Source organism: Janthinobacterium sp. GMG2 (assembly GCF_033949445.1).
Lineage (GTDB): Bacteria > Pseudomonadota > Gammaproteobacteria > Burkholderiales > Burkholderiaceae_D > Janthinobacterium > Janthinobacterium aestuarii.
Genome location: NZ_JAXAWA010000001.1, coordinates 146,077 through 160,385, shown reverse-complemented (window position 1 = coordinate 160,385; position 14,309 = coordinate 146,077). Strand labels below are relative to the sequence as shown.

Annotated in this window: 9 protein-coding genes; all 9 read right to left on the bottom strand. The window is 62.3% G+C overall.

From position 1 onward, the window contains the following. Positions 1-53: 53 nt before the first annotated feature. The 9 genes from SKZ59_RS00685 to SKZ59_RS00645 all read right to left on the bottom strand — a co-directional run bounded on the left by SKZ59_RS00685 (position 54) and on the right by SKZ59_RS00645 (position 14,265). Positions 54-2,933, bottom strand: coding sequence for a YjbH domain-containing protein (locus SKZ59_RS00685; protein WP_413774521.1), 2,880 nt, complete (start codon positions 2,931-2,933; stop codon positions 54-56). A 424-nt stretch (positions 2,934-3,357) separates the two neighbouring features. Continuing rightward, a complete protein-coding gene (locus SKZ59_RS00680; protein WP_319990519.1) occupies positions 3,358-4,062 on the bottom strand; it encodes a DUF4197 domain-containing protein in 705 nt (234 codons plus the stop codon). Positions 4,063-4,243: 181 nt separating this feature from the next. Next, entirely contained in the window at positions 4,244-5,833 is a 1,590-nt protein-coding gene (locus SKZ59_RS00675) for a tetratricopeptide repeat protein (protein ID WP_319990518.1), read from the bottom strand. 2 nt (positions 5,834-5,835) lie between these two features. Further along, complete coding sequence (locus SKZ59_RS00670; RefSeq protein ID WP_319990517.1) at positions 5,836-8,040, bottom strand: EAL domain-containing protein; 2,205 nt, start codon at positions 8,038-8,040, stop codon at positions 5,836-5,838. Positions 8,041-8,045: 5 nt separating this feature from the next. Beyond that, positions 8,046-10,151, bottom strand: a complete 2,106-nt coding sequence (locus SKZ59_RS00665; protein WP_319990516.1) for an HDOD domain-containing protein — start codon at positions 10,149-10,151, stop codon at positions 8,046-8,048. 260 nt (positions 10,152-10,411) lie between these two features. Further along, on the bottom strand, positions 10,412-11,692 hold the full coding sequence (locus SKZ59_RS00660) for a multidrug effflux MFS transporter (RefSeq protein WP_198511227.1): 1,281 nt from the start codon (positions 11,690-11,692) through the stop codon (positions 10,412-10,414). Between the two features lie 151 nt (positions 11,693-11,843). Beyond that, positions 11,844-13,046, bottom strand: coding sequence for a THUMP domain-containing class I SAM-dependent RNA methyltransferase (locus SKZ59_RS00655; protein WP_413774520.1), 1,203 nt, complete (start codon positions 13,044-13,046; stop codon positions 11,844-11,846). A 153-nt stretch (positions 13,047-13,199) separates the two neighbouring features. Further along, entirely contained in the window at positions 13,200-13,817 is a 618-nt protein-coding gene (locus SKZ59_RS00650; RefSeq protein ID WP_034745748.1) for a 2-hydroxychromene-2-carboxylate isomerase, read from the bottom strand. 10 nt (positions 13,818-13,827) lie between these two features. Further along, positions 13,828-14,265 carry a CopD family protein gene (locus SKZ59_RS00645; RefSeq protein ID WP_034745744.1) on the bottom strand — a complete coding sequence of 146 codons (438 nt, stop codon included), beginning with the start codon at positions 14,263-14,265 and terminating at the stop codon, positions 13,828-13,830. Positions 14,266-14,309 lie beyond the last annotated feature (44 nt).

Below are 14,309 nucleotides of genomic sequence, written 5' to 3'. Positions count from 1 at the left end.
TGGTCTTTGTCTGGATGAATGATGTTGTATGAGTAAAGGGGCGCCATGCGCTTTTAATACTTGCCTTGCCAGGTCACGCTGATTTCTTTCGGTCCGGGATTGATCGACAGGCCCGATTTGCTCTGGTCGCGCTGCGCGTGCCACAGCCAGCTGCCCATGGCGTAACCGAGGATGCCGCCGGCGACCGTATCCGAGACCCAGTGCTTGCGGCCAAACACGCGGCCGGCGGAACCCACGGCGGCCACGCTGTACAGCCATGGCGCATCGTATTCCTTGGCAAATGGCGTCACGGCGGCAAAACCGATGGCGGCATGCGCGGAAGGGAACGAGGAATTCGAGCGGGAATTGCCGCTGCCGACGCGGCTCCACGCTCCGCGGTCTTCCTCTGGGCGGGCGCGGCCAAACGCATACTTGCCGGCCACCGCCAGGCCCGTTGCTGCGGCAACCGATTGCAGGGAAATGAGTCCCGTATTTTGCATGCGATCATCGCCCAAAGCGAAAGCAGCGGCAGCGGCGCCCACTGCCGCATAGGGCATGGCTTTGCCCAGCTTGTCCCAGTTGCGGTAGACCTTGGAATCTTCATGTTTCTTGACGAAACGGTCGACAGGTTTGTCGGCCAGCGCGGAAGCCACTACCACGCCGCCGATCAGGGCCGTGGCCTTGACCCACTCGGCCGGTTGCGGCAAGGCGGAAGACGATTGCTCCAGTCGTGCGCGGAAAGCCGGCCACGGGCTGACAAAGGGACGGTCCGGCGGATTGACTGCTGACAAGTGCTGTTCGTCCGGGCGCTCGGCAAAGTTGCCCAGGCCATCGTAGCTGTGCATGTCGGCGCGCGGACGCTCGAACATGTCGTACAGGTCGCCGGGCGAGGCCACCATCTGCCCCACGTCGCGCGTCCATGGCGAGATGGCGAAGCCGGCCGTCGATTGCGTATCCATCGGCAACATGCTGTTCAGCGGCACGGACAGGAAAATACCACGGTCCTGGTACGGCTTCGATGGCGTACCGGGGCTGGTGATATCGTTGCCGTTCGTATGCGTGTACCAGGCGCCGACTTCGATGCCGGACTGGAAGCGGCGCTTGAATTCCATGCGCACGCCCGTGTCTTTGGCCAGGAAGCGGCCGGCACGCGCCGTCACGGTAATATCGTGCGGCAAGCGGTAATGCAGCGAGCCGATCGCCGTCACCGTCTTGTAGTCGCGCGAGTCGAGCAAGCCCTTGAATCCACGCTGCTGCAAGGCATCGACGGCTACGTCGGCAGCCCAGCGGCTGTCTTTCGGCAGGTACAGCACCTGGCCGCCCACACCGCGGAACATGTCTTCATACAGGCCGGCCGACATGCGGGTATACACGCGTTCGGCCGGATTGTTGTATTTGTTCAGCAAGACGCGGCTCAGCGAGAAACGCCCGCCGCGTAAATATTCAGCAATATCGGTACGCACGTGCGGCAAGTTGCTGTTCGATGGTTGCTTGACGCCCGATACCGTTTCCAGCAACTGCAAGCTGGCGGCGCTATTCAGGTACAAGCCATCGCCCAGCCGGCGGTCGTAGTTCGCTACCGCCGAGATCGAATAGCGGAAAGCGCCGCTCGGGTCATTGAAGAAGAAGCCAACCTTGGGAGCGATCTTGAAACGGTTCGCCTCGCGGTCCAGCGACTTGATCTGCACCACGTCGCCATCGACGCCGACCCCGACGGCCAGCTTGCCATCGTCCTTGAGGACGTTGGCAGCCTTGACAGGAGCCGGTGCGGAAACGGCGGGAGCCGGCCTGGTGGCAAGCGCGGGAGCTGCGGCAATTGCCGGCGCGGGCGCAGGTGCAGGCGCGGCGGCAACGACGGGCGCCGGCTTGTCGAGGAACTCCTGCAGCCAGCCTTGCTGGTCATCCCGGATGACATCGCTTTTCTCCGGATAGCGCAGCAGCACGACATCGAGGAAGGCCTTGCGGTCGATCTTGCCTGCCAAATAGTCGTTCAGTTTTGGCAAATCAAAGAATTCGTAGGTGGCGATTGGCTGGTCCAGCTTGGTATACGTGATGCGCAAGGTCGTTACGCCCTTCGGCGTGAAGGCGACAGCCGTGCGCGCGGCACGGCCGACGGCGCGGCCCATGTTCGAAATACGGCTGTTGGTCAGGCTCAGGCTCAGGACATTGCCCTCTTGCTCGACACGGATATTCTTGTAGTCCTGTTTTACCAGAGCATTGACCAGGTCGGCGCCATATACGGGATCGCGGTGCCATTCCTCCTTGCTCGGCAGCGGTGGCGGATTCTTGTCGTCGACGAAATACGGCGGCTCGTACACCTTGGGGATGAACTCGCGCTCGCCAAATGGAATGCTGATAAAGGCGTTCACGCTGAACTGGTCGCGGCTGCGGGCCGCTTGCAGGGCAAGCCAGCCCCAGCGATATTCCAGGCCCACGGAAGCGCCCTTGCGGCGCTTGTCCGCCCCGGTCTCGATGGCGCGGATATCGCGCTGATAATTCGTCGCGTCATATTCGGCCACCATCGACCAGCGCGGCAATGCCTTTGGCGTCCAGCGCATGCCGGCAAACACGCCATCCGGGCGTCTATGGGCATAGCCGAGGCTCGCTTCGATATTCTTGCTGGCACCAAAAGTCTTGGTGGCGACCACATATTGCCCCTTGAACAGCTCAGTACCGAACATATCCGTCATGCCGACAGCGACGGACGGCATCCACTCCGTCTCCGTCCACAGGCGTAATTTCCCATCGACAACCTTATCTTTATAGCGGCCGTATCCTTTGCCATATTCCGGATCACTGCTACCAAACGCCGGAATGCCCGTTATCGATACATAACGTCCCGTCATTTGCAGGAAAGGCAGGATATTCGCCGTGGCCCATAGCTGGCCATAGGGGCTGTCGTAGCTGTAGCCGACGCTGAAGGTGCCGTCCGTTTCCACCACGGCGCTGGGCATATTGATATAACCGGATTGACCACCGTGATTCGGAGTCGCGGCCATCACCGAAGGCGCGCCAAGCACCAGACAGCCACACCAGGTATATTTGATTGATTTTCTGAGTACGCTTAACAAATCCGGCTACCTAAAATATCCTGCACCTGGAATTCCTGACAATATATTCAGAAAATCAATGAGCTTGGGGAAACGTGAATAAAACGAAAAAAGGCCAACTGACGGGCATCTCGCAATGCCACGCATCAGTTCGCCGCTAAAACTGGGCACTCCCTGGCAATTGATCGTTGCTTAACCATGCCTCAGGAATGTATGTCGCAGAATTTTAACATTGTTTTCTTGTAGCAAATGCTTAACTTGTTTCCCTTGCGCCACACCTGTCAACACCGCGCAAACGCTGTCCGCAACCGCTATCACGCTTGAACCGTCACTTCAAACTGCCAAACACCTTGCCGATAATCTTGCTGCCATATGCGAGCGGATTGCTGCGGATGGCTTTTTCTTCCTCGCCGATCATCAGGTACAGGCCGTCAAGCGCCCGATCCGTGACATAGCCTTCCACCGTCGATTGCTGCTGCGGCACGAGTCCCGTCTTGCCGATCTGGCTCATGGTGCTGTTGTATTTGCTGGCCAGGCCGGAACGGTCGGTGACGGATTTCACGATGGGCAGGAATTTGACGGCCAGGGGCGCAGATGTTTTCTGGCGGAAGAAATCCGTGACGGAAGTATCGCCACCGGACAGGATATTTTTCGCATCGCTCACGCTCATCGACTTGACCGCATCGAGCAGCAAGGGCTTGGCCATGGGCACGGCCGACTCGGCGGCGCGGTTCATCGACACCACCAGATCGTCCAGCTGCCGGCCGCGGCCCGTCATTTTCAGCAAGGGCTTGGCTTGCTCCAGGATGCCGGGCAGCTTGATTTTGACCTTGTCGTTGTTCAGGAAACCATTCTCGACACCCAGTTTCGATACGGCGGCGGCGGAACCGGCTTCCAGCGCCGCTTTCAAGCCATTGCTGGCATCCTGGTTGCTGAGGGCATCAAGGGGGCCGACGGCACCTGCGCCGGACGACAGCAGCGCCAGCGCACACAGCATGGCGGCCGGACGGCCAGGGAAAGGGTTCAGGCGCATGGTTTTCCTTTTCTAGAGAATATACAGACCACCTTCTTCTGGAACCTTAGCACATCAAAACTGCAAATACCGCAGCAATTTTGTGCGTCCGGGGGAAACAAGGGGTGCCACAGATGGCGAAGGGAAAGGACTATACAGCACCTGCTGTTGTATCCGCGCACGCTAACGCGGGCGGCAAGGCTCAGCCTGCTATCGCCGCCAGCTGTTCGCGCACCCGCGCCAGATCCGTCTCGCGCATGCGCGCCGCCGTCTGGCGCAAGAATTTTTCCGCGCCGGCCACGCCGGCCGCCACGGCCATCGACAGCCAGATATACGCCTGCTGCAAATCGAGCGGGCCGCCCTGGCCGCTGGCTGCCATCAAGCCCAGATTCATCTGCGCCCGCGCATGGCCCTGGCGCGCGGCCAGCGCATACCAGTCCCAGGCGGCGGCATAATCCTGCGGCACGTCCTGGCCATTGTCATGGCGCAGCCCCAGCGCGAACTGGGCCAGGCTGTGGCCCTGCGCGGCGGCGCGGCAGTAACAGGCGCAAGCCTGCTGACTGTCGGGCGCCGGGCCATCGTCGCGGTCGTGCAAGACGCCCTGCATGTATTGCGCCGGCGCGTAATCTTGATCCGCGGCGCGCCGGTACCACTCCAGCGCCAGCGCCAGATCCTGCGGCACGCCCTGACCATGTTCGTAACGCAGGCCCAGGTCGAACTGCGCCCGTACATGCCCCTGGTCCGCCGCCTTGCGGTACCAGAAGATGGCTTCCTGCGCATCGGCGGGCATGCCCTGACCATGCTCATGCAAGAGCCCCAGCTGATACTGGGCGGCGGGAAAACCCTGCTCTGCCGCCTGGCGGTAGAACGCTTGCGCCTGCGCGTAATCGTGGGCGCCGTGTTCATGGTGCAGGCCCAGGTTGTGCTGGGCCGCCGCATGGCCCAGCCCTGCCGCCTTGACATACCATTCCAGCGCCGCCTGCTTATCACAGGGTACGCCCTGTCCATTGTCGTAGATCAGGCCCAGGTTGAACTGCGAACTGGCGTGTCCCTGCTCGGCGGCGCGCCGGTACCAGGCGATCGCCTGCCGGCTGTCCTGCGGCAGCACGTCGCCATTTTCATAGCGCAGCGCCAGGTTGAACTGGGCCGGCGCATAGCCCTGCTCGGCCGCCTTGCGCATCCAGGCCGTCGCCTGCTGGCGGTCCTGGCGCACGCCCTGCCCATTGTCGTAGCGCAGGCCCAGGTTGAACTGCGCGCGCGCATAACCCTGTTCGGCCGCCTTGCGGTACCAGGCGATCGCTTGCACAAAATCCTGCGGCACGCCCTTGCCATTGTCATACATCATGCCCAGATTGTTTTGCGCGCCCGCGTCGCCCTGCTCGGCCGCGCGACTGAACCACAGCATGGCTTGCCCGCTGTCTTGCGCGAGTCCCTGGCCCTTGGCATACAGCCAGCCCAGGTTGTACTGCGCCGCCGCATAACCCTGCTCGGCCGCCTGCTGGTACCAGTGCGCCGCCTGCGCAAAATCCTGTGGCACGCCCTGCCCCTTCTGGCACATCACACCCAGGTTATATTGTGCGTGCTCGAGCCTCTGCGCGGCAGCCAGGCCGTACCAGTGCAGCGCCTGCGCATAGCTTTGTTCGATGCCCTGGCCATTGAAATACATGAAGCCCAGGCTGTGCTGGGCGTTCGCATTACCCTTCTCGGCCAGACCTTTCAGGCGTAGGAAGTCAGCCGTGTAATGAGCAGCCGTGGAATGAGCGGCCGTGGAGCGGGGATCGGCAAGCGACACGGTCAAGCCTCGATGGTCAGCGTCTGGGACGGCGCGGGGGCGGCATCGGCGATCAGACGGTTCTGCTCCTGCAGCACGCCGATGAAGCTGCCCAGCGAAATGGGCCGGTGGTACAGATAGCCCTGCATCGTGGTGCAGCCCTTGTCCTGCAGGTAGCGCGCCTGCCCTTCCGTCTCCACGCCTTCGGCGATCAGGTGCAGGCCCAGGCCGCGCGCGATCGAGATGATGGCCAGAATGACGGGATAGTGTCCGTGCTCGTCGTGGATTTCCTTCACAAACGACTGGTCGATCTTGATCGTGTGGATGGGGAAGCGGTGCAGGTACGACAACGAGGAATAGCCGGTGCCGAAATCGTCGATGGCCACTGACACGCCCAGCTGGCACAGCGTGTTCAACTGCTCGATCGCATACTGCGGATTGCGGATGCAGATGTTTTCCGTGATCTCCACTTCGATCTTTTCCGGCGCGATGCCGTAGCGCGTCAGCGCGCCGCGCATCTTCTCGAAAAAGTCGCCCCGGTCCAGATATTGCGGCGACAAATTGAGCGACAGGCGCACGGCTTCGCCGCCAGCGGCATCCCATTGCAGCAGGTCGCGGCACAGCGCGCCCAGCATCCAATCCGAGATCGGCAGCATCAAGCCGTTTTCCTCCGCGAATGGCAAGAATTCGCCGGCCGTCAGCAAGCCACGCTGCGGGTGGTTCCAGCGCATCAGGCCTTCGGCGCCGACGATACGGCCCGTCATCACGTCCACCTGCGGCTGGTAATACATCTCCAGCTGGTTCAGCTCCAGCGCTTTGCGCAAGCTTTGCTCGAGCGCGATCTTCTGATGCGACACGTCGAGCATGGACTCGTGATAAAAACTGTGGCCGTTCTTGCCCAGCGCCTTGACCTGGTACATGGCGATGTCGGCATGGCGCAGCAGCTCGTCGATCGTCTCGCCATCGCCCGGATAGATGGCGATGCCGATCGAGGCCGAGATATGCACCTGGTTGCCATCGAGGTCGAACGGCTGGTGCAGGCATTCGAGGAATTTGTCGGCGATCAGGCGCGCATCCTGGCGGTCGCGCAGTTCCGGCAGCACGATGGTAAATTCATCGCCGCCCTGGCGCGCCAGCGTATCGCCGCGGCGCAGACAATCCTTCAGGCGCAGCGCCACCTGCTGCAACAATTCGTCACCCTTCACGTGGCCCAGGGTATCGTTGACCAGCTTGAAGCGATCGAGGTCGATGAACATCACGGCCAGTTCCGTCAGCTTGCGCCGCGCCTGAATCACGGCCAGCCCCAGGCGGTCCTTGAACAGCATGCGGTTCGGCAGGTCCGTCAGGATGTCGTGATAGGCCTGGTAGGAAATGACTTCCTCGGCGCGCTTGCGGTCGGTGATGTCGCGCGCCACGCCGTAGGTGCCGAAGTATTCCTGCTTTTTCGCTTCCTGATCGTGGCCGTGCATGCCGATCGAATTGAGCGGAATCGTCATCAAGGTGTTGTTGAAGGTGCGGTCGCTGCCAGTTCCGCTATGGCACTTCAGGCGCAGTTCCACATTGCGCGAGGCGCGCTCGTCGAGGCGACGCTCATTGAAGGCATAGCGCGCCCGCTCCTGGTCTTCATCGTGCACCAGGATCGAGTAATGGCTGCCGATCAGCTCTTCGCGGCTAAAGCCCAGCAACTGGTGCACCCTGTCGTTGATGAAGGTGATGCGGCCTTCGTGGTTCAAGGTATAGATGATGTCGGGCGAGCTGTCGACCAGGTAGCGGTACATCTTTTCCGAGTTTTCCAGCTGCAGCGCGATGCGCTCGTTTTCCAGCGCCAGCTTGCGCTTTTGCAGCGCGTTCTCCACCGTCTTGAGCAGCTCTTCGCGGCTGTAAGGCTTGCGCAGATAATCGTAGGCGCCGCGCTTCAGGGCGCCGATGGCCGCCTCGATGCCGACGTCTCCGCTCATGACGATCACGTCGCCCTCGATGCCGCGCCGGTTGATGTGGTCCATGATTTCATGGCCGCTCATGTCGGGCAGGCGCAAGTCGAGCAGGATCAGGTCGAAGCGCAGTTTCGACAACTGCGCCAGCGCTTCGCTGCCGCAGGTAGCCGTGTGCAGCTGGTAGCCGCGGTCTTTCAGCAATTCGTGGAGGGAGGCGAGCAAACGGGGTTCGTCGTCGACCAGCAGGATGCGCGGGCTGTTTTCCAGGTCAAACGGAATGGCGGAGGAGTTCATGGACGTTACGAAGACAAGGCGGTATTGCCGGGCGCGGGCAGCGCGGCTGCAGCGCTGTCCGGCAAGGGAATGGGCAGTAAAATTTCAAACGAGGTGCCGGACTTGCTGCTGCGGCAGCCGATCACGCCATGCAGGCGCGTGACCAGGTCATGCACGATGGACAGGCCCAGGCCGTGATGCGCGCCTTCCTTGCTGCTGCGCACGGGCGAGAACAGATTGGCCAGCACTTCCGGCGCCAGGCCGGCACCATTGTCGCTGACGCACAGCTCCAGGTACAGGCGGCGGTCGCGGTTGACGTGGCCACGGTTCGCCACTTCGATGCGCCCGCCATCAGGCAAGGCTTCGACGGCGTTTTTCAGCAGATTAAGCAGGATTTGCTTGAGCATGTCGGCATCGGCTTCCACCTCGCATGGCGCGTCCTGCATGCGCGTGACCACCTCGATCTTCGGCGGCAGGAAGTCGGTGGCGCGGAACAGGCGCAGCACATCGTCGACCACGCGCGCGCAATCGGTCACGCCGCTGGCCGCTGCCGGCTGCAGATCGGCCAGGCCGCCGATCAACTGGCCGACCCGGTCGATTTCCTCGTTCAGGATCGCCATTTCACCGGACACCGGCTCCTGCTTCTCCAGCTTGTGATCGAGCACGCTCAAATAGTTCTTGATGATGGACAGCGGGTTGTTCACTTCATGCACGACGCGACGCGACGCGGCGCGGTATTCCTCGGCCACGTGATCGAGCTGGCGCCGCGCCAGGCCGCGCGCGCTGAAGGCCGTTTCCAGCGCCGTGGCGGCCTGGTTGGCATACGCGCGCAAAAAACCTTCGCGCTTCTGGCAAGCGGGAATCTGCCATGCCGCCACGCCGCCAATGAGCACGCCGAGGCTGCGCTGGCCCGCCACGAGCGGCACGCAAACCAGGCTGTCGGTACCGAGAATGCGGAACAGCTGCTCTTCGACGATGCCCAGCGCCGGCATGTCGCGTTTCAGGAACGCCAGCTGGCACTCGAGCGCGGAGGCGGCCAAAGGCCCGCCCTTGGCCAGCGGGATCGAGAAGCCGGCCAGGCGCTGCTGATGCTCGCCCGCCGCCACGCCGACGAGCGCATGGCCGGTGGGGTTTTGCAGCAGGATGACGGCGGTGTCGAAATCGAACAGGATGCGCGCCGAGCGCGTGATGGCTTCGAGCAGGCTGCTCTCGCCCTGCTGCCGGGCGAAGGTCTGTCCCACTTCGGACACCAGCACCATATTGCGCACTTCGTCGGACAGGCGCCGCTGCACCGGATCGACGGCTGGCGGCGCATACGCGGGCGGCGTGGCGATATCGTCCGCGCCGGCCAGGTCGATGCCCAGGTGCTGCGCGGCCTGCTCTACCTGGCGCGCGACGCTGCCGGCCAGGTCGTCCAGTGTCTCGACGTCCAGCGCACACAGGCTTGCCGCCTGCGTGATGGACTCGGCCTCGTCCGCATCGTCCGCATGGCAGCACAACAGGTGCGCCAGACGCACGATGCGGATCAGGGGATGGCTCGCTTCCAGGCGCGCCAGCGGTTCATGGTGATACAGCACGCTGTCGGCCAGGAAGGAATCAAGATGCCAGCGTTCGATCAGCCAGGCGCCCGCTTCCGCATGCGTGATCTGCAAGGTGCGCTGCTCCACCGCGCACAGGGCGGCATCGTCGCGCGCCGTGAAATTGAATGCGTATTCCTTCGGCGCCGTGGCCAGCAAGGCCAGTCGGCCCACGTTGTGCAGCAAGCCGGCCAGATACGCTTCCTCGGCGTGCGGATAGGCCATGGCCTTGGCCAGCGCGCGCGCCATGACGGCGGCCGACAGCGAACTTTTCCAGAAGGCGCGCAAATCCGTGCTGCCGGAATGAGGGAAGCTGTTGAAGGTCTGGAAGACAGATTCGCTGATGACCAGGGTCTTGATCATGTCCGTGCCGAGCGAGACGAGCGATTGCTCCAGGCTGACGACCTTGCTCTGGCGATGGTAGGCCGAGCTGTTGGCCACGCCGAGTATCTTGCTGGTCATGCCCGCATCCTTGGCGATCAGGGCGGCCAGCTCCGGCATGCCGGCATCGTCGGCCTGCAGGTGGGCGATCAGCTTGAGGAGGATCTGCGGCATGGCCGGCAGGCGGGCAATCAGCAGGCGATTGCGTATATCTTGATCAGATTGATGCATCGTATCAGGCATTGCCGGTTCGAAAAGGATGAGCGCTCAGCAGCGAAGCGCGGCCACGTTCAGAGGAATCCTCCACTCCTGTAAGCAAAAAATGTGTTGCCTGAGAGGATGCCGGGAAAGCAGTCATCTTATCATAAGCGCCGGATATTACTTGCAATATAGAAAATTAAGTTGAAATAAATCCAGCGTTCTACAGTGGAAACTTATGCCTTGAAGGAACCAAGCAAACGGTGGCGGAAGCGCCGCGATATCAGCCACAGGGCCAGCGCCAGCCCCGTAAACGCCAACTGGCCCGACGCCAGCCACAGCACGGAACCGGACAGCAGCGGCGAGATCACGCCAGCCACCACGGCGCCCAGCAAGGTGCTGGCAAACGACTGGCACGAGGCCACCGTGCCACGGATATGCGGGAACAGGTCAAGCGCCAGCAGGGTCGCGCCCGGCCCCACCAGCGACATGCCGAAGGTGTAGAAGAACAGGGGCAGCACCGACCAGGGCAACGATGGCGGCAGGAACAGGTGATACACGACATTGACGCTGGCGGCACACAGCAGGAAGGCAAAGCCGATGCCGATCTGGCGCGCGAACGTGACCTTGCCGGCAATGCGGTTGGCCGCTGCGGCGCCCATGAAAATCCCGCTCACGCAGGGAATGAACAGCCAGGCGAATTGCGATGGTCCCAGGCCCAGCTGCTTGGGCAGCATTTCCGGCGCGGCCGTGATGAACAGGAACAGGCCCGCGAAATTGAGGGCGACGATGCCGGCCTTGATGTGGAACAGGGGCGAGCGCAGGATCTGGCCATAGCTCGACGCGAGGAAACGCGGATTGAACGGCTGGCGCTTGGCCAAAGGCAGGGTTTCGGGCAAGCGCCAGTAGCAGAACGCCAGCAGCACCACCGTGTAAAAGGCGAGGAACAGGAAGATCGAGCGCCAGTCGAACCAGATGACGATCCAGCCGCCGAGAATCGGCGCCACGGCCGGGGCGATGGAAAAGATCATCGTCACCAGCGACAGCAGCCGCGCCGCCGCCGCATCGGCATACAGGTCGCGGATGATGGCGCGGCTGATCACCACGCCGGCGCCGGCCGAGACGCCCTGCATGATGCGGAAGAACCACAGGTAGTGCACCGTGTGCGCCGAAGCGCAGCCCAGCGAGCCGATGGCAAACATCAGCAGGGACACGAGGATGACGTTGCGCCGGCCAAAGGTGTCCGAGATTGCGCCATGCCACAGCACCATGCCGGCAAAGGCCAGCATGTAGAACGTCAGCGACTGCTGCACTTCCAGCGGCGACGCCTGCAGCGACCCCTGGATCGCGCCAAACGCGGGCAGATACGTATCGATCGACAGGGGGCCCAGCATCGACAGCCCGGCCAGCATCATCGCCAGCGCACCGCGGCTCAGCGGCGCCATGTGGCTCGGCGTGGGAGGCGGAACGGGGGTAACCGGGTCTGGCGGCACATCGGCCGGTGGGGTGGGAAACATGATGGATCCAGGGTGACACGTTCGGCTTTCTCAGCTGCCAAAATATCTGAGAAAACCGTAGCGAGCGGAAGTGAATTGTGGCCGAGAGCGCAACCGTACTTTAGTACGGTGAGCACCGCAGGCCGCAAGTCACGACGCGCAGTAGGTTTAATCAGATATTTTTGGGTTTCGCTTCTTCGCGGCGGTTGTAACCTGCGACCATGTCAAAGCGGAACAAACGGCATTCCAGCGCACCGTTGAAGAATGGCGTCTTGCGCGCTTCTTTCAGGCGCAGCAGCTTGGGCAAGCCCAGGTCGGCCGTAAACAGGAACACGGTCCAGCCGGCGAAACGCTGCTTCAGGGTCGTGCCCATGGCCGAGTAGAAGGACGTCGACAGTTCATCTTCCGGGATGGTGCTGTCGCCGCGCACGCCGATACGCTCGCCGTACGGCGGGTTGGTCAGCATGATGCCCAGCACGTCGCTTGGCGGCTTGACTTCCTGCGCCTCGATCTGTTTCAAGGGCACGTCGAAGCGCACGCCGGCGCAACGCAGGTTGTGGCGCGTCATGGCGACCATGTCGCCCGAGATATCGCTGCCGAAAATCGTCGGTTCGGCCGGCAGCGGATTGACCTTGATGGCGTTTTTCATGGCATTCCATGGCGCCGGATCGAAGTCGTGGAAGTTTTCAAACGCGAACTGGCGCGACGCGCCCGGTGGTATCCCCTGCAGCATCTGCGCCGCTTCGGCCAGGATGGTGCCGGAACCGCACATCGGGTCGAACAGCACCATGCCAGGCTTCCAGCCCGACACGCGCAGCAGGCCGGCGGCCAGGTTTTCGCGCAGCGGCGCGTCGCCCGTCTCTTCGCGCCAGCCGCGCTTGAACAGGGCTTCGCCCGAGGTGTCGAGGTAGACGGTAAACGTGTGCGCGTCGAGGAAGCCGACGATGCGCATGTCCGGCGTCTTGGTGTTGACCGATGGACGCTCGTTGAACTGGTCGCGGAAGCGGTCGCAGATCGCATCCTTGATTTTCAGTGTCGTGAATTCCAGGCTGCGCAGCGGCGATTTGACGGCCGTGACGTCGACACGGATCGTGTGGTGCACGCCGAACCAGTCTTCCCAGGATTGCGCCAGGGTCAGGTCATAGATGTCGTTTTCCGTCTTGTAGCCGGAATGGGCCATGCGCATCAGCACGCGCGAAGCGATGCGCGAATGCAGGTTGATGCGGTAGGAATCGAGCAGGTCGCCCGAGCAGTGTACGCCGCCCGGTACCTGGTTGTGGACCTTCATGGTCGCACTATCCTGGGCGATCTCGCCCAGTTCCTCGGCCAGCGCCGCTTCCATGCCGCGCGGGCATGGGCAAAAATATGAAGCCATAATGAGGATACCTTTTATCCGTTGAAAAACAATTAACTAAAAATCCTGCATATCACGTAGGTCGACTTAGCCCGCCAGGGAGTAAGCCGACGTGCGCTGCCGACTGAGCTTGTCGGATTACGCGCGGGGCGCTAATCCGACCTACATCTCTATCTATTTTGCGTCCAGCGCCCGCTCGACGAAATCGAGGCGGTCCTGGCCCCAGTAACCCTCGCCATCGACGATGTACCACGGCGAGCCGAAGACGGATGCGGCGGTGGCTGCCTCCGTATTGGCGTCGTATTCGGCCTGCACGCTGGCCGTTTCCGACGTTTTCAGCAACTGGCGGCCATCGAAACCGGCATCAACGGCGATCTGCACCAGCGTCTCTTCGTCACCGATGTTGCGTTCTTCGGCCCACAGGCCGCGCATGATGGCGTGCGCCAGGTTCAGCGAGGCTTCCACGCCGTGCGCCAGGCGCGTGGCGATGATCAGCTTGGCCGACGCTTCCGGCGACACGGGAAAGAACTTCGGCTGCAGGGTCAATGGCACTTGCAAAAAGGCCGACCAGCGCGCCAGTTCGGCCAGGCGGTAGGCCTGGCGCTGCGGCGCGCGCTTGGCCAGCGGCAGGCCGCCCGAGACGCTGAAGACCTTGCCCAGGTCGAAGGGACGCACGTCGATCTGTGCGCCCGTCTTCGCGGCGATGGCCATCAGGCGCGCGTGGCCCAGGTAGGTCCATGGCGAGTGGGGGGCGAAGAAATACTGCACGACTTTGTTCTGACTTGCACTCATCTCGACTCCCTTAGAAAGGCTTGACCACGACCAGCACGACGACGGCCAGCAGCATCACCACCGGCACTTCATTAAACCAGCGGAACCAGGTGTGGCTGCGCTTGTTGAGACCTTTTTCAAACTTGCGCAGGATGGAACCGCAGGCGTGGTGATAGCCGAGCAGCAGCACCACGAACGTCAGCTTGGCGTGCATCCAGCCCGGCATCTTCATGCGGCCTTCGCCCCCGCCGTACAGCATCCACATCAGGGCCAGCCCCAGCACCATCGCCGGCAGCGCCAGCAACGACATGAAGCGGTACAGCTTGCGCGCCATCAGCAGCAGGCGCTCGGTGGCCACCGTTTCCGTCTCCATCGCCAGGTTCACGAAGATGCGCGGCAGGTAAAACAGGCCGGCAAACCAGGACATGACGAAGATGATGTGGAAGGCTTTGGTCCAGAGAAAGAGCATGGGGTTCCCAGTGTCGGAGGTGGAGAAAAACAGAGCACGGGCCG